Consider the following 21,074-nt stretch of genomic DNA (forward strand, 5'->3'; position numbering starts at 1 on the left):
GGAGACCCGATGCTTCTCGACGCCGCCCGAACCGCCGCCACCCACGCCTACGCGCCCTACAGCCGCTTCGAGGTCGGGGCGGCCCTGAGCACGCCCACCGGCGAGGTGTTCACCGGCTGCAACGTGGAGAACGCCTCCTTCGGGGAGACCATCTGCGCCGAGCGCGTGGCCGTGACCACCATGGTCGCCGCAGGCCACCGGTCGATCGACGCCATCGCGGTGGTCGGCTCCACGGATCCGTGCTGGCCGTGCGGCGCCTGCCGGCAGGTGCTCGCGGAGTTCGGCTGTCGGCGGGTCATCGTGGACGGGCCCGAAGGCCCCATGGAGATGGAGTTCACCGATCTGCTCCCCCATGCATTCGGCGGACCGGCCTGAGAAAGGCAAAAACCCCGCCCGAAGGCGGGGTTGATGGCGAGAGTGAATTACTCTGCAGCTTCCTCAGCGGCAGCTTCCTCGGAAGCCTCCTCAGCGGGAGCTTCCTCAGCAGCCTTGGCCTTGGCGGCCTCTTCGGCGGCAGCCTTCTCGGCGGCCTCCTTCTCAGCCTGAGCCTTGGCCTCGGCAGCTTCCTTGGCCTTGCGCTTCTTCTCCGAGATGGCCTCGACGGTCGGGCCGTTGTTGGCCTCGGACAGTGCCTGGTTGAACAGGTCCAGCTTGGAGGTCTTCTCTTCAGCCACCCGCAGGGTGCCCTCCGCACCGTCGATGCCCTTGTACTTCTGCCAGTCGCCGGTCACCTTCAGCAGTGCCAGGACGGACTCGGTCGGCTGAGCACCGACGCTGAGCCAGTACTGCGCACGCTCGGAGTCGATCTTGATGATAGACGGGTCCTGCTTCGGCTCGTAGGTGCCGATGTTCTCGATGACCTTGCCGTCGCGGCGGGTGCGGGCATCGGCGATGACGACGCGGTAGTGCGGGGTACGGATCTTACCGAGACGCTGAAGCTTGATCTTGACAGCCATGTTGGCTCCTCTTGAGTCACTGGGCAGTTCGGACATCCGTCTGGAATTCGACGGACCGGTTCAACCCTTGGGATTCACCTGCGTGTGACATTGCCGGCCGACCATGGTCGGTGACGGTGCTACGCAGGAACGCGTAAAACTATACGGGCTGCCCGGCCTTTTCCGGAAATCCCCATCCCTCCGGCACGTAGGAGCAGGTCGGATCAGAAGACAGCGGATCACCCGTGACGGCGTACGCCGTGGACCGGGAACCACCGCAGACGGTGGCGAACTCGCAGACCGAGCACTTCCCCTTCCACGTCGACGGGTCCCGCAGGGACTTGAACACCGGGGATTCCGCGTAGATCTCCGGCAGGGGCGAGTCCTTGACGTTTCCGCAGTGCAACGGCAGAAATCCGTTCGGGTAGACGTCCCCCAGGTGGTCGATGAACACGAAACCGCTGCCCGCGTTGACCGCCATCGGCGGACGGGGTTTACGTGGGGAAGCGGGACGCTCCCCGAGGAGACGGGTGGTTTCCGAGGTGAGGTGGCGATACAGTTCCCCGCCCTCATAGGCCGGCCCCTTCGCGCGCTGCAGCACCACGCGGCGGTACTGGGGCGCCTCGGTGGTCTTGATGGCCACCCTGTCGGACACCTCATGGAGCCAATGGAGGACGTCCTCGCGCTCATCGGCGCTCAACGCACCCAGACCCGTGCCGCGCCCGGTGGGGACGAGGAAGAACACGCTCCACAGCCGTGCGCCCATGTCGATGACGCGGGCCAGGAGCGCCGGGGCCTCGCGCACGTTGCCCGCCGTCAGCGTCGAGTTGATCTGCAGCCGGTAGCCCACGTCCGTGACCACGTCCGCCATCGCGACCGTCTGGTCGAAGGTCCCGGCGAAGCCCCGGAAGTGGTCGTGGGTGGCGGCTTCGGCGCCGTCCAACGAGAGCGAGAGCGCCGAACCGCCTGCGGCCCGCAGCTCGACCAGACGCTCCCGCGTCAGACGCGGGGTCACCGAGGGAGACAGTGAGATGTTGAGCCCGAGGTCGGTGCCGTAGCGGGTGAGTTCCGTGAGGTCGCCGCGTTCGAAGGGGTCCCCGCCGGTGAGCACCACCAGCGGGCGCGGGTGTCCGTATGTGGCCAGCGAATCCAGGAGGGCGAAACCCTCCCGGGTGCTCAACTGGCCGGGTGCGGGCTCATGCTGTGCGTCGGCCCGGCAGTGCCGGCAGACCAGTTGGCACGCCCGGGTCACTTCCCAGATGGCGATGAAGGGTTTGACGTTGAGGTCGTGCCGTACCTGTCGGACCACCGGGCTGCGAGTCATGCCCTCCAGATTAAACCCGAAGCATCCCGTAGAAAAGTTCGGGTTACTTCTTGCCGCCCTGCCCGAAGTCCAGGTTGTCCAGGTCGAGGTTCTCCAGCCCCTTCGGCATCTTCGGCATTCCCGGAATATTGGGCATGCCTCCACCGGCGCTCAGCTGCTGCTGGAGCTGCGCCATGTCAGGCATTCCCGGCATGCCGCCGGGCATCTGCGGCTGACGCATCGGCTTACGCTTGCCGCCCTTGCCCTTGCGCCCCTTGGGCTTCTTCTTCGTGGCCGAACGCTGAATTCCGCCACCCGGCATGCCCATCTGGCCGGCCATTTTGCCCATCATCTTCTTGGCCTCGAAGAAGCGGTCGACGAGCTGGTTGACGTCGGTGACGGTGACGCCGGAACCAAGGGCGATGCGCTTGCGTCGGGAGGCGTTGAGGATCTTCGGATCGTTACGTTCGGCCGGGGTCATGCCGCGGATGATGGCCTGCACGCGGTCGAGCTGCTTCTCGTCGACCATGTCCGCCATGTCGCTCATCTGCTTGCCGCCGGGCAGCATCTTGAGGATGTTCCCGAGCGGGCCCATCCGGCGGATCATCAGCATCTGACCGAGGAAGTCCTCGAGGGTGAGCTCGCCGGTGCTGAGCTTTGCGGCGGTCTCCTCGGCCTGCTTCTGGTCGATGACCTGCTCGGCCTGCTCGATGAGACTGAGGACGTCGCCCATGCCCAGGATGCGGCTGGCCATGCGCTCCGGGTGGAAGACGTCGAAGTCCTCGAGCTTCTCACCGGTGGAGGCGAACATGATGGGCTTGCCCGTCACCTCACGGATCGACAGTGCGGCGCCACCACGGGCGTCGCCGTCGAGCTTGGTCAGGACGACACCCGTGAAGTCGACGCCGTCACGGAAGGCCTCCGCGGTGTTGACCGCGTCCTGGCCGATCATGGCGTCGATGACGAAGAGGACCTCGTCGGGGTTGACGGCGTCGCGGATGTTGCGCGCCTGAGTCATCAGGGTTTCGTCGATGCCCAGGCGACCGGCGGTATCGACGATCACCACGTCGTGCAGGGTGCGCCTGGCTTCCTCGATGCCGGCCTGCGCAACGGCGACGGGGTCACCGTGGGAGGTGCCCATCTCATGAGCGTGCGAGTCCACGGAGGTGCCCGGGTCGGGCGCGAAGGTGGGCACGCCGGCACGCTCGCCGACGATCTGCAGCTGCTGGACCGCTCCCGGTCGCTGCAGGTCACAGGCGACCAGCATGGGGGTGTGCCCCTGCCTGGTCAGGTGCTTGGCCAGCTTTCCGGCGAGCGTCGTCTTACCTGCACCCTGAAGGCCGGCGAGCATGATGACGGTCGGCGGGGTCTTCGCCAGCTGGAGGCGACGGGTCTCTCCACCGAGGATCTCCACGAGTTCCTCGTTGACGATCTTGACCACCTGCTGGGCGGGGTTCAACGCCTCCGAGACCTCAGCCCCGGCGGCGCGTTCCTTGATCCGCTTGATGAACCCCCGGACCACCAGCAGGGAGACGTCAGCCTCCAGGAGGGCGAGTCGGATCTCCCTGGCCGTGGCGTTGATGTCCGCCTCGGTCAGCTTGCCCTTCCCACGGAGCCCGGTGAGGGCACCGGTAAGGCGCTCTGAAAGAGACTCAAACACTAGGTCACGCTCCCTGCGATCGACGTTTCAACTCCCCCATGCTAGCCCGTCCCGAGCACGCGGGTCACATCCCTGCCCACCTTCCGCCGGTCGACGGGTCCGGCGAACGCCGCCTGGGCAATCATCGTGGCACCCGGGGTGGTCACCGACAGCCAGCTGACCGGAGGCAGAACGGCGATGAGCGCCCCCAGGGCGCCGATGCGGTCACCGGTCCGCACCTCGAGCACCTGACCCCGCCAGGTCATCAGCGTCGGGGCGGGCGGGATGCCGGGGAGTTCCGTGTACACGCCGGACTTGTACGCCTGGACAAAGGCGGGTTCGTCGGCCGCCTCGGCGAGGGTCTGGACGGTGGGGCGGGCATCAAACTCGGCATGGAGTTCATCTGCCACGGCGATCCGGGCGGCGGTGATCTTCCACGCCTTCGCCGCGATGAGGGCGAGCACCGGTTGCGGGTCCGTGCCCCGCCACGAGACCGTCAGCGTGTCCTCCTCCGGGTTGGCGCGCAGGCCGATCTCGGCGGAGGCGTGCACATAGGGGCGAAGCGGTGCGGCCAGCACGAGCGCCCGGCGCGCCCGACCGACCAGGGTGCGCAGCCCTGCCTCCAGCCGGGCGTTCCACACGCCGGGGCCGGTGGCCCTGGCGTCCGCCCCGGTGAGGACCTCGAGCAGGTCGAGGGTGTCGCGGTCATAGCGGACGGCGTCGAGAAGCAGGTCGAGGGTGTCGTCGGCGGCGGGATCGAAACGCGAGGCCAGCCGGGCGATGGTGGTGTGCTCGGCGACGAGGGTCTGCACCCTTGAACGGTCCGGCAGGTGCAGGTCCAGGCGGCGCGCCATGCGGGCGACATATTCGGCCCCGACCTGCTCGTGCGGACGGCCCTGCCCCTTGCCGATGTCATGGAAGAGCGCGCCCAGCAGCAGCAGATCCGGTCGGGCCACCGACACACCGACGGCCGCGCAGTTGGCCACGGTGACCAGGCTGTGCTGGTCGATGGTGTGGATGTGGGTGCGCTCCCGGGGCATGCGACCGCGGATATGCGCCCATTCCGGGACCAGGCGGACCCACAGGCCGTGCCGGTCGAGCTCGTTGACCACGTCCGCGGTGTGCAACGGGGAGGACAGCAGCGCGAAGAAATCCTCGGCGGCCGCGGCGGGGAGGATCTCCGGGAGCTCGGGCAGTTCCCGCAGGCGTTGCCAGGTGTGCGGGGCGACGGGCAGGCCGGTCCGGGCGCTGGCCGCGGCGACGCGCAGCAGGAGCGCCGGATCGCTGAGGTCCGGGCGCCGGGAGAGGGTGATCTCCCCATGGTCGTCGACGACGTCGACGTCGAGGGGTCGACGCTGACCGCGTACGCGGGTGCCCAGCGCACTGCGGGCGGTGGCCAGGGCGGTGGTGACGGCGGCGTCGATACGCCGGGCGGTGTCCGCCAGCCGGGCGGAGAGTTCGTGGCGGTCGGTCAGGCCCAGCTCAGCGGCGATGTCCTCGGCGAACTCGGGGTCGAGCACGTCCCGGCGTCGACGGGCGTGGGTGTGCAGTAGCGTGCGGACGTCGAGAAGCAGGCCACGTTCCTCGGCGAGCGGGGGTTCATCACAGAGATTGGCCAGCGAGAGCGCGCGGATGAGACCAAGGTCGCGCAGTCCGCCGCGGCCGTTCTTCAGATCCGGATGTGTCATCGCGACCACCGAACCGAAGCGCCGCCAACGGGCGATGGCGGTGTCGACGAGGGCGTTGAAGTTCCGGTGGATCTCCGTGCGCCACCGGGTGAGCACGGCCGCCCGGGTGCGGGCCGTGAGCTCGGCGTCGCCGCTGACGTGGGACATCTCCAGCAGGGCGAGCGCGGCGGTGGAATCGGCGCTGATCATGTTGACGCATTCGGACGGGGTCCGCACGGCGTGGTCGACCCGGAAGCTGGAGTCCCAGACCGGGTACCAGAAGTCCGCGAGATCGGGATCCGTCCCCGCCGGGTGGAGCAGGAGGAGGTCGAGATCGGAATGCGGGGTCATGTCACCGCGCGCGAGTGACCCGGTGGCCACCAGCGCACACCCCTCCGGGACGGTCAGCCCGGCCAGCAGTTCGCGGGCCCGGGCGACCGCCCCGGAACGGAGGGCGGAGGGGTCAGAGGGCGGCGTCGTCACGATCACCGGTGCGGACCCGGATGACCTGTTCAACCGGGGTGACCCACACCTTTCCGTCGCCCATCTTGCCGGTGTATGCGGAGCGGGTGACTGCGTCGATGACGTCGGAGAGCTGCTCATCGGCCACGAGGATCTCGATCTTGACCTTGGGCACGAAGTCGGTGGCGTACTCGGCGCCACGGTAGACCTCGCTGTGGCCGCGCTGCTGGCCGTAGCCCTGCGCCTCGGTGACTGTCATGCCGCCGACGTCCATGGACTCGAGCGCTTCGCGGATGTCGCTGAGGGTGAAGGGTTTGACGACTGCGGTCACAAGTTTCATCGGTTACTCCTCATTTCTGCGGACTGCTCGGACTGGAGAGGCTGCGCCTGATTCTGGCCCGATCCTACCCGGGCCGTCACGGCGCGTTGCTCACCCCCGGCATCGTCGTAGGCGGTTTCGCGGTGCTCGTGGATGTCGATTCCCTCGAACTCGGACTCCGGTTCAATGCGCCAGCCCATGGTCGCCTTGAGCGCCAGGCCGAGGATGGTGGTGATGATTCCGGCGTACACCATCGCGAACAGTGCGATGACCACCTGGACCACCAGCAGCCGGAGGGTCTGCCCGCCACCGGCGAACAGAGCGAGTCCGATGGTGCCCCACAGGCCGGCGACCAGGTGGACGCCGACGACGTCGAGGGAGTCGTCGTAGCCGAAGCGGTACTTCAGCCCGACGCCGAGGCAGGCGAGGACACCGCCGATGGCGCCGAGTGCCAGCGAGGTGACGGGAGTCAGTGCAGCGGCCGCCGGGGTGATCGAGACAAGTCCGGCGACCACGCCGGAGGCGGCGCCGAGGGAGGTCGGACGGCCGTCGCGGAGCTTCTCGACGCCCAGCCAGGCCAGCATCGCAGCCGCCGTCGCGGCGGTCGTGTTCACCCAGGCCAGACCCGCGAGTCCGTCGGCGGCGAAGGCGGAGCCGCCGTTGAAGCCGAACCAGCCGAACCACAGCAGGGCCGCGCCGAGCATGACGAAAGGCAGGTTGTGTGGTCGTTGCGGGGTGGTGAGGAAGTCGTAGCGCTTGCCCACCATCACCGCCAGCACGAGTGCAGCCGTACCGGCGGAGATGTGGACGACCGTGCCGCCGGCGAAGTCGATGGGTGCCACCGTGGCCTCCCCGTCGGTGGTGCCGAACATCCAGGAGGCGATGCTGTTCTCGGCGTGGGAGAGCAGTCCCCCGCCCCACACCATGTGGGCGAGCGGGAAGTAGACGAAGGTGGCCCACAGTCCGGCGAACATCAGCCAGGTGCCGAACTTCACGCGGCCCGCCAGCGCACCCGAGATGATGGCGGTGGATATGACGGCGAAGGTGAGCTGGAAGGCGACGTCGATGATGTTGGCGTAACCGCTCGCGCCCGCGATGTAGTTGCCGGCGCCGTCGACCACCGAGTCACGGAGGCCGAAGAACTCGAGCGGGTCGGCGACGACGCCACCGAGGGACCTGGTCCCGTAGGACATCGACCAGCCCCAGAGGATGTACACGACCGAGACCACGCCGAGCGTGCCGAAGGACATCATCATCATGTTGAGTGCGCTACGGCGGCCCGACATGCCGCCGTAGAAGAGCGCGAGGGCCGGCGTCATGAGCAGAACCAGCGATGCCGAGATGAGCATCCACCCGGCGTTGCCCGAGGCCGACGTGGTTTCGATTGCGTTCATGGTTTCCCGCCTTTCATTACCTGTTGCCCGACAGGTTGCTGGGCACGTGAGTAACTATAAAGCTATTGAAACCATTTCGATAGGGCGACAGGTAACTTTTTCGCGACGGACACCCCCGGCGATTCACCCCGGGAAACGCACGATCACCCGGCCATGTCCCCTGGAAAGGACACGGCCGGGTGATGGGTGGTGATCGCGCGGTTCCTGGCCCCTAGCCCAGCAACGCGTCCACGAAACCTTCGACCTCGAAAGGCGCGAGATCATCCGCGCCCTCACCCAGTCCGACGAGCTTGACCGGCACGCCCAGCTCCTCCTGGACCTGGAAGACGATGCCGCCCTTGGCGGTACCGTCCAGCTTGGTCAGCGCGATACCGGTGATGTCCACGACCTCACGGAACACGCGTGCCTGGGTCAGGCCGTTCTGGCCGACGGTCGCATCGAGCACCAGAATCACCTCATCCACAGCGGTCTTCTTCTCGACGACCCTCTTCACCTTCCCCAGCTGGTCCATCAGGCCGGTGGCGGTGTGCAGTCGGCCGGCGGTGTCGATGAGCACGACGTCCGCCTGCTCCTCCACACCCTTCGCGACGGCGTCGAACGCCACCGAAGCCGGATCCGCCCCCTCAGCCCCACGCACGGTCGACGCACCGACGCGACGGCCCCACGTCTCCAGCTGGTCGGCGGCTGCGGCACGGAAGGTGTCGGCAGCACCCAGCAGCACCTTGTGACCCATTGACACGAGGACACGCGCCAGCTTGCCGGTTGTGGTGGTCTTTCCGGTGCCGTTGACGCCGACCACCAGAATCACGGCGGGCTTGCCCTCGAAGGGCATGGCCTTGATGGAACGGTCCATCTCCGGGTGGCACGCCTCCACAAGGGCGTCACGCAGCATGGCGCGGGCCTCCGCCTCGTTGGCCACACCTCGCTCGGCGATCTTGTCCCGCAGCGAATCGACCACGTTCATCGTGACCTTGGTGCCCAGGTCCGCCATGAGGAGGGTGTCCTCGATCTCCTCCCAGGCATCCTCATCCAGATCGCCGGCGGAGAGAATTCCCAGCACTCCCTGGCCGATCGCGTTCTGGGAGCGGGAGAGTCGACTACGCAGGCGCCCGATACGACCGGCGGCCGGGGCGATCTCCTCCCTCGGCTCAGGGGCCGGAGTCGGCTCAGTGTCGGGGACGGGAGTGGCCTCCAGCGCCTCGGCGGCCGATTCGACGGTGACCTGTGCGGCCTCCGCAGCCTCCTCCGCCTCCTCGACAACCTGGGTCTCTTCGGGGATCTCCGGGGCGACCGGCTCCTCGGCGGGGCCCGAAGCAGCAGCTGCACCAGCAACCACCGCTCCCCCGGCGACCGCACCGGACAGACGATCCGTCTCGTTCCCGACGTCCCGCTTCTCGACGTCCGCAGCCTCCTCCGACTCTTCATGATGCGATTCGTAGGTGACGTACGCCTTTTCACCCGCAGGCTCCCCCGTCACCACCTGCTGAGGTGTGTCGGGATGTCCGGAGTCGTAGGTGATGTAGGCGCCGGGGTCCTTGTCCTCTACCTTCGGCTCTACAACCTGGGCCTCTACCTTCGGCTCTACCTTCGGCTCTACCTTCGGCTCTACCTTCGGGGGCGCTACCTTCGGCTCAACCTTCGGCTCAACAACCTGGGGCGCTACCTTCGGCTCTACCTTCGGGGTTTCCGGGAGAATGGCCGCCGCAGCAGCAGTCTTTCCGGCCGCGGTCGCACCGAGCACCTGGCCCGGCCGCAGCTCGGGCTCCTTCATCTCGGCCGGAGCGGCCGGAGCAAAGTTGAAACCACCCTTGGCCTGGTAATCGCCGGATTTCTCCTGCTGGGTCAGCTCCTTCTTTTCCTGTGTCTCGAAGCTGACGGTTTTAGCTTGTTTGCGCCGGTTACCGACAACGACGAGGACGATCAGCGCCAGAAGCAGAATGACGACGATCGCGAGGATGATCCACATGGTCATGTTCATATCACCCATAGTGGCAGGAAACGCGTCGTTTCTCACTCTGAGTCACCGAGAAAGTGCTGGAAAATCAGGAAATGGCTCAGGCCTCCCGCAACGTCGCCAGCACCATCGCCTCTGCAGAGATGAGGTCACCGCTCACGAGGTCGGGGACGATGTCAGCCATCCGGCTCCATCCGCGCGAGGCGGCTTCCAGGGTCCTGGACTTACCCATCAGCCCGTGCGCGTGCATTCTCGCAGCCAGAGCGAAGACCAGGGACACCACCGGGGCAAGCGCCCAGGCGTTCTCCCGCTCGTCGGTGTTGACTCCGTCGAGCTTGTCGAAGCGCACGCGGGCGTTGGAGTACAACGCACGGTTCGCGCCGCGCAGGCCGCGCAGCAGGCTGACGGCAGGCTTGATCAGGTCCTCGGAGGTGAGGAGATCGATGAGCTCCTCGCGGCGTCGGAAAGTCTCGAAGACTGCGAGCAGACGGGCGTTGTCGTCGGACAGTGCGCCGGGAACGAGCTCGGCGCTGGAGAAGAAGTGCGCCAGCAACGCCTCCTGCTGTGCTGCGTCCATCTTGGCGATGAACACCGTCGACTGGTCGATGCAGGCAGAGTCCAGCGAGGAGTCGTGACCGGTGTCCAGCGTGGTGAGAATGCCGCGGCCGGCGATCTCGGCGAGTCGGTTACGGAGCTCCCGCTGCGCCGGACGATCGGATTCGTCGGTGGCGGCGATCTCCGCGAGCAGTTCGAGCGCGCCGAGCCAGGCGGCACGATGACCGGTGTCCCGGGTCGCCGAACCCGGTCCTGAGGCGACCGTCGCCAGGCCTGAGGCGATGACCCGTCCCGGCTGCAGACCCGCCGGAACCAGGGAATCCGCGAGCGCGGCGATAGCGGCGCTGGGTGCGGACGCGAAGGTGGCGCTGACGGCCGCACGGCTGCGCGGGTCGTCGGTCTCGGCGAGCAGCTCCCAGAGGATCGGCATGATCTCCGGGTCGGTGGGGGCCTCCTCCAGCTCGCCGGCCAGGAACGCCGAGAGCGACTCCAGGCCGTTGTTCTGGGCGGTGTAATAACCCGACTGCTCGGCCGTCAGGGCACCCTCGCCCGGGTACTGCGGGGCGCGCAGGGTGGTGAAGGGGTCGACGGAGTGCAGGACGACGGCGAGGGGGCCGGCGTCGATAAGCGACTCCGGCAGCGGCGTCGACTTCTCGATCTCCGACAACGTCACCGCCGGCGCCCAGGGGGCGGTCAGGGGCCACACCCAGGCGTCGAGGCTTCTCGACGCGAGCTCCTCGAAGACCAGGGCCCCATCCGTGACGGTCACGCCGGAGCAGTGCGGGGTGGACAGTTCGGCGAGTGTGACGGAGGTGCGTTCGTCGGCACGCGCGTCGACCCACTCGATCTCGACGCGACCGGACGGCAGCGTCGCGGCGGAGGTGGCCAGTGCCCGGAAGGGGGCGGAGTACGTCAGCGGGTCGGTCTGCTTCAGCGTCACGGTGCGCACCGGGGTGCCGTGGTTGTTGAGGACCCGGACCTGCGGTCGGCCCATCTCGCCGCCGACACGGACCCGCAGCTCTCCGGCGGCGTCCAGGTCGCGCGGCGTACAGATCAGGCGGGTGGTGCGCCACATCGTGCCCTCGCGGACGGGCAGTTCAAAAGCCATGCGCGGCGGGGTGAAACGCAGCGGGAGGCGGTCGCCCTCCTCCGTCTCGATGGCGAAGTCGGCGCCGGCGGAGTGCGCGTCGACGACGACCCGGCGCGGGTCGATCCCGAAGGGCTTGTCACCGTGGTTGATGTACAGCTGCGCGTCGCTCAGGCCCGAAACCGCCGGAATACGCACCGAACGGTCATTGTCGATCAACGTGCGGGTGATCATGCCCTCGACGAGGGTGTAACGGTGGCGGAAGGACTCACCGCGTGGGCCCCGGACGCGCACGAGGTACTCGCCGACCCAGGGCGAGTCGTAGGACTCAGGGTCGAAGATGGCGAACTGTCCGCCCTCGGCGGGAACCTCGAGCGGCTCGGCCGGGGAGATCTCGTCGCCGGCGGCGCCGGGACGGGCGTAGGCGGAGATCGACAGCTGCCAGACCTCGTCACGCCCCGAGGGCGTGGGTGGGAAGTCGGCGATCAGCTCGCCCGAGTAGACCGGCAGCCCCGACAGGGACCTCACGTCATCCAGCGGCTCGGAAGGGTGCAGGAAGCTCACACGCTGACGCGGGTCCACGCTGCGCAGCCGGGAGGACTGGGATGTGCGGGTCACCTGGAGGCTGGCTGCCTGGGTCAGATCGAGACGACGCGCGATCCACGAGGTCCAGCCCTCGACGTCCAGCTCCTCGAGGACGGGCAGGTCCTGGCCGGTGGCGACGTCGGCGATGGTGGCGTCCGCCGGGGTGAGCACCCACACCTCACGGTGGTGCAGGGTCGAGACCGGGGTGAGGTTCTGGCCGTTGGCGGCGAAGATGAGCACCGGGTCATCGGTGTCGACGACGGGGGTGGTCCAGGTGATTCCGTTGGAGACGTCCTGGACGGTGGCCTCACGGATCTGCCGCTCGACGGTGATGTCGAGCGACTCCGACCAGGTCGGCTCACCCCACGGGCGACCGGTGCGGAAGATGCGGGTGGTGCCCTCGACGTTGACCCGCCAGGAGACCTCGCCGAGTTCATCGCGCACGCGCTGCTGCGGCAGGCGGAGGCAGACCTTGGCGCGCCGGGCGTCGAAGATCAGGCGCGGGCGCAGCTCACGGGTGGCCACGCCGACCGCGGAGGCACGCTCCAGCGTCCCCACAGGACGCTCCCGCAGCTCGGCGATCACGGGCTCCGCCACGAGGGGCGGCAGGGAATCCGGCATCTCGCGGTCGGGCCAGGAGGTCGGGTGCTCGAGTGCGAAGGCGCGTAGCTCGTTGATGCCCTCGAGGATGGCGCCGAAGCGCTCCGGGGCGACGCCGGCGACCGCCGCGGTGATGTCGAGCGTCTCGTCCCCCATGTCGGGCCAGGCCCAGGAGTCCTGCAGGAGCAGCGCGGCGATGTCCCCGTCTCCGGCCCGGTCGAGCAGCTCCAGCAGGGTGCCCACCTCAGCCCAGGGCAGGCCGGCGTGGACGGCGAGCAGGTCGATCGCGTCGACGTCGAGGACGGTCAGGCCCACCCGCGCCAGGAGCGCCGGGACCTGTGCCTCGAGGTGTTCGGCCCACTCCTCGCGGGCCTCCAGGCCGAGTCCGACGAGGTGATCGGCGAAGAAGCCGTCCCGGTCGGTGGTCACCGAGGCGTGTGAGATCAGCGTGGCCACGGCGAGCGCAGGCGTGATCTCGAGAAGCTCGGGCAGTCCCGCGCCGGCGGAGATCTGCCGGGCCAGGAAGGTGCCGTAGAAGCGGTCGATCGATTCGAGTTCGTCGGCGGTGAGGGCGGTGTCGGTGAACCACCCGCTACCGGAGAGGCGGCCGGCGATGTCAAGCTCGGTCTGGGAGGCCCAGAGAAGCAGAGAATCCTGGAGATCGGCGAATGGCGTGCTCATCTGGTGGTGGTGTCCCCTGTAAGATTGTCGGCTCGTGAACCGATCATCCTACCCGGCGGGTTGCATGCGCTGGGAGATGACTCTGGTGACACCATCTCCACGCATGGTCACGCCGTAGAGGACGTTGGCCACATCCATCGTCGGCTTCTGGTGCGTGATGACGATGAGCTGCGAGTCCTGCCGAAGTTCCCGGAACAACGCGATCAGGCGGCGCAGGTTGACGTCATCGAGGGCGGCCTCGACCTCGTCCATGACGTAGAAGGGACTGGGCCGCGCCTTGAAGATGGCGACGAGCATCGCCAGCGCCGTCAGCGACTTCTCGCCGCCAGAGAGCAGCGAGAGCCGCTTGACCCGCTTACCGGGCGGACGTGCCTCGACCTCGATGCCGGTGAGCAGCATGTCGTCCGGGTCAGTGAGCAGCAACCTTCCCTCGCCGCCGGGGAACAGGGTGGAGAATACCGCCGGAAACTGCTCCTCCACGTCGTGCCAGGCGTCCGTGAACAGCTGCAGGATCCGGGCGTCGACCTCTCCGATGACGTCGCTGAGGTCCTTCCTGGCCCGGACGACGTCATCCAGCTGGGTGGACAGGAACTCGTAGCGTTCCTCCAGCGCCCTGAACTCCTCCAGCGCCAGCGGGTTGACCTTGCCCAGCGCACGGAGGTCCTTCTCTGCCTGCGCGAGGCGCTTCTCCTCGACAGTCCGGTCGAAGTCCTCGCCGGGGGTGTACTCCGCCATGAGGTCGGCGATCGCCAGGCCGAGCTGCTCGACGATCTTGGTCTCGGCTTCGTGGATACGCACCTGCGCCTGGGTACGTGCGATGTCCCCTGCATGGGCGTTGTCGGTGAGCCGGTTCAGTTGGATACGTGCGGCGTTGACCCGGTCCTTCACCCGCGACAGTCGGGAACCCAGCTCGGTGCGCCGCCTGGCCAGTTCGTCGCGTTCGAGGACGGCCCGGTCCGTGGCGTCGGCGACCCGGGCGGCGACGTCCAGCGCCCCCTTCCCCACCGCCGCCGCCAGCTCGGCAGCCTCGCGACGCCGCCTCATCGCCTCATCGTGTCTGACCTTCGCCTGATGTTCGTGCGCCGCCTGCCGACGCAGCATCTCCCCCCGTCCGGAAGCCTGATTCGCGCGTTCCTCGGCCGTGCGCAGCGTGAGGATGGCCTCCATCTCCATCGCCTTGACCTGGGCGAGCGCCGTCGCAGCCTCGTCGCGGGCGACGGTGGAGGGCTCATCCGGAGCGTCGGTGTCCTCCACGCGGGCGAGGCGGTCACGTGCCTCCTCGAGCTGCCCGCGGAGGGCGGCGAGGCGGGCATCAACGCCCGTGGCACGCTCGGCGGCACGCTGATGCTCTGCCTTGTTGGCCTCATACTGCCTGTTCAGCCGGGCCAGATCCCGTTCCCAGGCGGTGACGGTCTGGTCGTACTCGCGGAGCGCCGCCTTCCGTGCGGCGGCGTCGACGCGTGCCTCCTCCGCGGCGATCCGGGCACCATCCAGGGTGCCGGAGAGCTCGTCGAGGATGACGCGGGCGTCGGCAAGCTCTGCCTCCGCCCCGGCGATCCGGGTGCTGACCTCCACCGGCGACGCCATGCCGGAGCCCGCCTGGAGCCAGTGCTCGCCGCACAGCACGCCTTCCGGAGTGACCGCACGCAGGCGGGGATCCGCGTCCACCGTGGCACGGGCGGTGGCCACGTCCGGGGCCAGGACGACGTCAGCGAGCAGTCGGTTGAGTGGCATGTGGATACGTTCATCTGCGTCGATGTGGTCGAGCAGCCAGGTGGTGCCTGCGGGAAGGTCGGCGTTCAGCCGCCACGCGTCACCGCGTGCGGACTCGTCGACGAGGACAGTGCGGGAGGCGCCACGGAGCTTCTCGACGACCCCCTCATCCACCGCACCCACCAGCGCGTCCGCATGTGCGCCGAGCGCTGCCGACACCGCCCTGCCCTGCTTCGTGTGCAGGAGTCCGGCGAGAGCCGGCCAGTCCAGATCCACGTCGGCGACCGGCACGTTCTGACGCAGCGTGTCGATCCTCGACTGCAGCGAGTACACCGTCCGCTCCCGCACACGTTGTTCTTCACGCAGCTGATCGAGTCTCTTCTCCGCGGCTCCGGCTTCGCTGGCGGCACGGATGTGGGCGTCTTCGAGCGGGCCGCGTTCCCCCGAGAGTTCCCGGATCTTCTCCGCCGTGGCTTCAGCCTCCTTCTGCGCCGACGTCGTACGTGCCAGGGTTTCCCCGAGGATCTCCGCCTGTCGGGCGATCTCGTCCTCCGCGGCCTTCACCTGCCCGGCCAGTGACTCCTCCGCGGCAAGGAGCCGCACGACGCCTTCCCGACGGTCCGCGATGGCACGAACCTGCGCCATGTGCTCGGCCTCCGCTTCCCCCCGTGCCTCCTCCCGCTCGAAGACCTCATCCCGGATCGACTCCAGCCGCTCCCGGGCAATGTCCACACCTTCGGAGAGTCGGGCGAACTCCGCCTCCGCCTCCTCCGCACGTCGTCCAAGCACCTCGGGATCCTGACCGGTGTAGGCGACGACGTTAGCGTTCGAGGCACGCTCAGCGGCAATTCGGGAGGTCGCCGAGACACGTTCCGCGAGCGCGGCGAGGGTGAACCAGAGTTGCTGCGCAGCCTCCGCCTGCGGGACCAACTCCTCCAGCTGCGACTCCAGGGTGAGCTGTTCTCCGCTCGCCTCCTCCAGGATGTCGGTGACCTCCCCGACCTGCTCGGCCAGCAGTCGCGCCCGACGGCCTGCGTCGTCGAATTCGGAGCGGAGACGGTGGACGCGCTCGCCGGCGAGACGCAGACGGGCGTCGCGAAGCGTGGCCTGCACGGTGGCTGCGCGTTGCGCCGCCTCGGCCTGTCTGGCCAGCGGCTTGAGCTGGCGGCCCAGTTCCTGCGTCAGGTCCGTGAGTCGGTCGAGGTTGGCCTGCATTCCCACGAGCTTGCGCTGCGCTTTTTCTTTGCGACGCCGGTGCTTGAGCACGCCGGCGGCCTCCTCGATGAAGGCACGGCGTTCCTCCGGACGCGCCTCCAGGATCTGCGCGAGCCGCCCCTGACCGACGATGACGTGCATCTCCCGACCGATGCCCGAGTCCGAGAGCAACTCCTGGATATCCATGAGCCGGGCCTTCGCACCGTTGATCTCGTATTCGCTGGCACCGTCACGGAACATACGGCGGGTGATGGAGACCTCGCTGTAGTCGATGGGTAGGGCGCCGTCGGAGTTGTCGATTGTGAGCGTGACCTCAGCGCGGCCGAGAGGTTTACGGTCCCCTGCACCCGCGAAAATGACGTCCTGCATCTTGCCGCCACGGAGCGTCTTCGCCCCCTGCTCCCCCATCACCCAGGCGAGGGCGTCCACGACGTTTGATTTTCCGGAACCATTCGGGCCTACGACAGCACAAATGCCCGGTTCAAATTTCAGGGTCGTCGCAGACGCGAAGGACTTGAAGCCCTTGAGTGTCAGCGATTTCAGATGCACGCGAAAAGGGTAGCACCGGGAAAAGATCTTCCAGGTAGGGCTTGCGGGTTTCGAAGAGGTGTTCTAGGGTAGGTTTCGAACGTACGGACGATTATTGGGGGATACGTCATGTCGGCGGTCATGTCGGTTGTGGAAAAGGAACTGGAGGAACTCCTCCGGCCGACCACCTTCTATGCCGTGTGCTCGCCGGAGGACCCGGTCGCGATCCGCAATGCCCGCATCCGTCGCGCCGACCACGAGATGTGGCAGGCGATCCTCCCCGGGGAGGACACCGACCTGGCCATCGTCGTGGCCAGCCTACGCAAGTCGACCGGCCACAACGACAGCTACATCGAGGGCGCCATCCACGCCCACCGACGTCTACACGAGCTTCCACGCCTTCAACGGCTCCAGCAACGGCTGTACCATCTCGACCTTCCACGCCTCCGGGCAATCGACAGGGTGTTGTGCAAGCTTGACGCCACGAACGATGAGCACATGGCAATAGTCGACGAGGAGATCGCGACGTACCTCACCCCTCGCAGGGCGAACCAGAATCTCCCCTCCCCCTCCGCCATCCGCGCGAAACTCAACGCCATCATCCAGACCCTCGACACATCCGTCTCCGGCGACGACTCGCCGACGGGCCCGGACACCGACCACTACCGCCTGGGCATCGACGGAAACAGGGGTTACCTGGAGCTGGAGACCGATGCCGTCACCGCTCAGGAGATCGATCTGCACGTACGCGCCCACGCGTCGACCAGGGACATATCCCTGACCCAGGCTCTGGTCGACCTCATCCGCGGCAACGGCAGAACCAACGTCACCCTCAACGTCTACCGCGCCACCGACGTCGTGGACGCCCCCGCCTACATCCCCGGCATCGGCTGGGCACATAGCCGCGTCGCCGAAGAAATGGCCGCCAGGGCAACCTCCATCCGGGATATGGACGAGCTGTACGACAAGGTATCCACGGCATACCGGACGCCGGATGATATCCGCGCGGTCGTCATCGGGCTTGACGGGGTCTGCGGATTCCCCAGTTGTCAGCGCCCCGGCCACCACTGCCAGATGGACCACCGGATCAACCACGAGGTCGGCGGCCCCACCACCGCATCGAACCTGGTGACCTTGTGTCAGTACCATCACAACCTGAAGACCGACGGCCGGGTGAGATACATCATCGACCCCGATACGCGGGAGATCGTCTGGCTCTTCGACAACGGGCAGTACGTGATCGAGGAACCCGCCGGCCCGCTGTCACCTCATGCGCGCAACTGGTTACAGACCGTCGGGCAGCGGACAGAGAAGCGCCGGGCCAGGATCAGAGCGGAATCCCAGATACGGAAAGCGACCTCAGATCCACCCAGGCGGGATGATGATCCGCCACCCTTCTAGAGCGTGTCGAAACCCCGTTCACCCACTGGCTCCGCCCATTCCTGGGTCACTTCATCGACGCTTCCCGGGCCCGACCACAGTCGACGCAGCAACTCCCCGACCGCTTCATCGGGACCTTCGGCGATGACCTGAACGCGGCCGTCGGAAAGATTGGTGGCGGAGCCCGCCAGCCCGAGCTCGATCGCCTGGGAACGAGTCCACCAGCGGAAACCCACACCCTGGACATGGCCGTCGATATGGGCGACAAGACGTTTCATCGGACTCCTAATTGACCTGGCACACAGGGCAGTAGTGGGTCGAGCGATTCTGGAAGGCCACCCGCCGGATCGGCGTACCGCACCGATGGCAGGGTTCACCCTCCTGACCATAGGCATGGAGAGATCGGGAGAAGTAGCCGGAGGCGCCGTTGACGTTGACGTAGAGGGCGTCGAAGCTGGTGCCGCCGGCATCGAGGGCTCGGCGCATGACGTCGGCGGCGGCGTCGAGAAGCGAGACCACGTCGCCCTGCCGCAGGCTTGAGGCCCGTCGGGTCGGAAGGACGCCGGCCTGCCAGAGTGCTTCGTCGGCGTAGATGTTGCCGATACCGCTGACCACGGTCTGGTCGAGAAGGACGGACTTGATCGGCGACTTCTTCTGCCGGACACGCCGGGCGGTGGCGACGACGTCGAAATCGGGCTCGAGGGGATCGAGGGCGATGTGCGCGACAGGCTCAGGGATGCCGTCGATGAGCCGGGTGTGCAGCCATCGGCCGAAGGTGCGCTGGTCGACGAAGGCGAGCTCCTTGCCGCTGACCTCGGAACGGATCCGCAGGTGGCGGGACGTGCAGGTGCCGGGTTCGCCGATGAGCATCTGTCCGCTCATGCCGAGGTGGACGAAGAGGGCGGAATCGCCCAGATCGCACCACAGGTACTTGCCGCGGCGGCGGACATCCCGGATCGTGGCGCCGACGAGCAGCGCGTCCAGGGGTGCGTCCTGACCGCGGTTGGCCCGGGGGTGCAGCACTTCCACCTGTTCGAAGACACCTCCGAGCAGATGTTCGGCCATGCCCCGGCGGACTACCTCAACTTCAGGGAGTTCCGGCACGGGGGTTCTCCCGGAGGATCAGGAACGCCTGGCGGGCGGAGGCCTGTTCGGCGACCTTCTTGCTGGGGCCGACGCCGGTGCCCAGCTCCACGCCGTTCACCGTGACGGCGGCGGAGAAGATCAGGTCGTGGTCCGGACCGGTGGAGGTCGCCTCGTACACCGGCATGGGGTACTTCAGCTCGGCGGCACGTTCCTGCAGCGTCGTCTTCCAGTCGCGGTGGATGTTGCTTGCCGACGCCGCGTCGATCTTCTCCTCGAACAGTCGTAGGACGACATCGCGGGCGGTCTCGAAACCGTGCTGCAGGTAGATCGCCCCGAGAATCGCCTCGGTGGTGTCCGCGAGGATGGAGTCCTTGTCGCGACCTTCGGTCACGAGCTCCCCCTTGCCCAGCAGGATATGGGGGCCGAGGTTGATTTCGCGTGCGATGTCAGCGAGCCCGTAACGGGAGACGATGGAGGCACGCATCTTCGAGATGTCGGACTCCGGCCTCGAAGAGTACTGGGAGTACAGCTTTGTCGCGACCGAAAGGCCGAGGACGGCGTCGCCGAGGAACTCGAGGCGCTCATTGTTCGGCAGGGTGCCGTTTTCGTTGGCGAAGCTGCGGTGCGTCAGGGCGAGGCGGAGGAAATCATCGCTGACGGTGACCCCGAGGGCGTCGAAAAGCCGGGTGTGGTCGACCGCCCGGAACGCGGCCTCAAGCGCCTCTTCCCCGCTGGGCCGGTGACGCTTGCGCATCACAGGAACTTCTCCAGGTCCGACCACCGCGGGTCGGCCGGCTTGTGTTCACCGGAGACACCGTCCGGGGAGGGGGTGTCGGACTCCTCACACCCACCCTCGCAGGTCGGGTTGAAGGGCAGGGCGAGGACAGCCTCGTCGATGACGGTCTGCAGGAGGTCGATCCGGGCGTCGACGACCTTCGGAAGTTCATCCGCTCCGTCGCCCTCTTCGCCGGTGACGAAGTCCGGGGAGTCGGAGAATACCTGGGTGACGTGCAGTTCGAAATCAGGGTGGAGTTCCCCGAGACAGCGGACGCACTGTCCGGTGAGGCGGCCGCGGATGTCGGCGTTGACGAGCACTCCCCCGCCCAGTGGACTGAGGGAGGCGTCGACGGTGATCTCCTCGCCCTCGGCGAGGCCGATCATGGCGGGCCCGATCCGCGTGGGGTTGGGGCCGGTCTGGGTACGCTGTGCGAACTCGGTGAGTCCTGCGACGTTGAACAAGAAAGGTGAAGTCATAACTTGTTGAGCTTACTCACTTCGGCGCCGGGATACACCTGCGCCTCGACGCAGGGCCTGCCGGTCACGGGTGACGGTATGAAGCACGCCGCTCAGGGACTCCTCGAAATCGGCCAGTTTGGCCTCGACGAACTCGTCACACTCGGTCCGCAGACGCTCGGAATCGGCGTGGGCGGCATCGACGATCCGGCGGGCCTCATCGTTCGCGCGGCGCACGATCTCTGCATCTGAGACCAGTCGTTTCTGCTCCGCCATTCCCTCGTCGACGCTGCGGCGGTAGGAGTCGTTTCCGTCGGCGATGAGGCGGTCGGCCTCCGCCTGCGCGCGGTTGACGGTGTCCTCCGCTTCCCGACGCGCCGAGGTCACCATGTGGTCAGCGTCGTCCTCGGCCTTCGCGATCATGGCCGTTGCGTGATGCTGGGCGTCACCGACGATGCTGTCGGCCTCCTCCTGCGCACGACCGACGATGTCGGACGCCTGGACCTCCGCATCGGCGACCATGCCCCGTGCGCGCTCCTCGGCGCCGCGCAGGATCTCCTCCTGCTTGTCCAGGACGTCCTGGGCGTCGTCGATCTCGACGGGCAGGGCGTTCCGCAGATCGTCGAGAAGCGCGAGCATGGGGTTGCGCGGCACCATGCAGTTGGCGGTCATGGGCACGCCGTAAGCCTGCTCCAGGGTCTGGTTGAGTTCGTCGAGGGCCTCAAATACGCGGTACAT

At 67.5% G+C, this 21,074-nt stretch carries 16 protein-coding genes; 2 read left to right on the plus strand and 14 right to left on the minus strand.

Annotation, left to right across the window (positions count from 1 at the left end; all coding sequences use genetic code 11):
- The first annotated feature begins 9 nt into the window (after positions 1-9).
- The gene (locus tag CETAM_RS08345) at positions 10-375 is read left to right on the plus strand and encodes a cytidine deaminase (protein ID WP_156228431.1); all 366 of its coding nucleotides are present in this window, start codon (positions 10-12) and stop codon (positions 373-375) included.
- 47 nt (positions 376-422) lie between these two features.
- On the opposite strand, the gene rpsP is transcribed toward CETAM_RS08345, so the two are convergent.
- The 9 genes from rpsP to smc all read right to left on the minus strand — a co-directional run bounded on the left by rpsP (position 423) and on the right by smc (position 16,658).
- Positions 423-956, minus strand: a complete 534-nt coding sequence (rpsP, locus tag CETAM_RS08350; protein WP_156228432.1) for a 30S ribosomal protein S16 — start codon at positions 954-956, stop codon at positions 423-425.
- A 139-nt stretch (positions 957-1,095) separates the two neighbouring features.
- The gene (locus CETAM_RS08355) at positions 1,096-2,259 is read right to left on the minus strand and encodes a TIGR04053 family radical SAM/SPASM domain-containing protein (RefSeq protein WP_156228433.1); all 1,164 of its coding nucleotides are present in this window, start codon (positions 2,257-2,259) and stop codon (positions 1,096-1,098) included.
- 43 nt (positions 2,260-2,302) lie between these two features.
- Positions 2,303-3,898 carry a signal recognition particle protein gene (gene ffh / locus CETAM_RS08360; protein ID WP_156228434.1) on the minus strand — a complete coding sequence of 532 codons (1,596 nt, stop codon included), beginning with the start codon at positions 3,896-3,898 and terminating at the stop codon, positions 2,303-2,305.
- Between the two features lie 41 nt (positions 3,899-3,939).
- Positions 3,940-6,027: a [protein-PII] uridylyltransferase gene (locus CETAM_RS08365; RefSeq protein WP_156228435.1), complete on the minus strand. Its 2,088-nt coding sequence runs from the start codon at positions 6,025-6,027 to the stop codon at positions 3,940-3,942.
- Positions 6,008-6,346: a P-II family nitrogen regulator gene (locus CETAM_RS08370; RefSeq protein WP_156228436.1), complete on the minus strand. Its 339-nt coding sequence runs from the start codon at positions 6,344-6,346 to the stop codon at positions 6,008-6,010. The genes CETAM_RS08365 and CETAM_RS08370 overlap by 20 nt, the downstream gene beginning before the upstream one ends.
- Positions 6,343-7,719, minus strand: a complete 1,377-nt coding sequence (locus CETAM_RS08375) for an ammonium transporter (RefSeq protein ID WP_156228437.1) — start codon at positions 7,717-7,719, stop codon at positions 6,343-6,345. The genes CETAM_RS08370 and CETAM_RS08375 overlap by 4 nt, the downstream gene beginning before the upstream one ends.
- Positions 7,720-7,930: 211 nt before the next feature.
- Positions 7,931-9,697: a signal recognition particle-docking protein FtsY gene (gene ftsY, locus CETAM_RS08380; RefSeq protein ID WP_156228438.1), complete on the minus strand. Its 1,767-nt coding sequence runs from the start codon at positions 9,695-9,697 to the stop codon at positions 7,931-7,933.
- Between the two features lie 76 nt (positions 9,698-9,773).
- The gene (locus tag CETAM_RS08385) at positions 9,774-13,181 is read right to left on the minus strand and encodes a hypothetical protein (RefSeq protein WP_156228439.1); all 3,408 of its coding nucleotides are present in this window, start codon (positions 13,179-13,181) and stop codon (positions 9,774-9,776) included.
- Positions 13,182-13,229: 48 nt separating this feature from the next.
- Positions 13,230-16,658 (minus strand): chromosome segregation protein SMC, encoded by a 3,429-nt coding sequence (smc, locus tag CETAM_RS08390; RefSeq protein ID WP_156228440.1) that lies wholly within the window; start codon positions 16,656-16,658, stop codon positions 13,230-13,232.
- Between the two features lie 120 nt (positions 16,659-16,778).
- On the opposite strand from smc, the gene CETAM_RS08395 reads away from it, so the two are divergent.
- A complete protein-coding gene (locus CETAM_RS08395) occupies positions 16,779-18,038 on the plus strand; it encodes an HNH endonuclease signature motif containing protein (RefSeq protein WP_197085700.1) in 1,260 nt (419 codons plus the stop codon).
- Here CETAM_RS08395 and CETAM_RS08400 read toward each other — a convergent pair.
- From CETAM_RS08400 to CETAM_RS08420, 5 genes are read right to left on the minus strand one after another with little or no spacing between them, the layout of a single operon-like run.
- Positions 18,035-18,295, minus strand: coding sequence for an acylphosphatase (locus CETAM_RS08400; protein WP_156228442.1), 261 nt, complete (start codon positions 18,293-18,295; stop codon positions 18,035-18,037). The two genes, CETAM_RS08395 and CETAM_RS08400, sit on opposite strands and share 4 nt — an antisense overlap.
- Positions 18,296-18,302: 7 nt before the next feature.
- The gene (mutM, locus tag CETAM_RS08405) at positions 18,303-19,121 is read right to left on the minus strand and encodes a bifunctional DNA-formamidopyrimidine glycosylase/DNA-(apurinic or apyrimidinic site) lyase (protein WP_156228443.1); all 819 of its coding nucleotides are present in this window, start codon (positions 19,119-19,121) and stop codon (positions 18,303-18,305) included.
- Positions 19,105-19,860, minus strand: a complete 756-nt coding sequence (rnc, locus tag CETAM_RS08410; protein ID WP_197085701.1) for a ribonuclease III — start codon at positions 19,858-19,860, stop codon at positions 19,105-19,107. Before rnc ends, mutM begins: the two co-directional genes overlap by 17 nt.
- Positions 19,857-20,357, minus strand: a complete 501-nt coding sequence (locus CETAM_RS08415; RefSeq protein WP_156228445.1) for a YceD family protein — start codon at positions 20,355-20,357, stop codon at positions 19,857-19,859. Before CETAM_RS08415 ends, rnc begins: the two co-directional genes overlap by 4 nt.
- A 12-nt stretch (positions 20,358-20,369) precedes the next feature.
- Positions 20,370-21,074 carry an ATP synthase subunit B family protein gene (locus tag CETAM_RS08420; protein WP_156228446.1) on the minus strand — a complete coding sequence of 235 codons (705 nt, stop codon included), beginning with the start codon at positions 21,072-21,074 and terminating at the stop codon, positions 20,370-20,372.

Origin of the sequence: Corynebacterium comes (assembly GCF_009734405.1) — a bacterium.
Lineage (GTDB): Bacteria > Actinomycetota > Actinomycetes > Mycobacteriales > Mycobacteriaceae > Corynebacterium > Corynebacterium comes.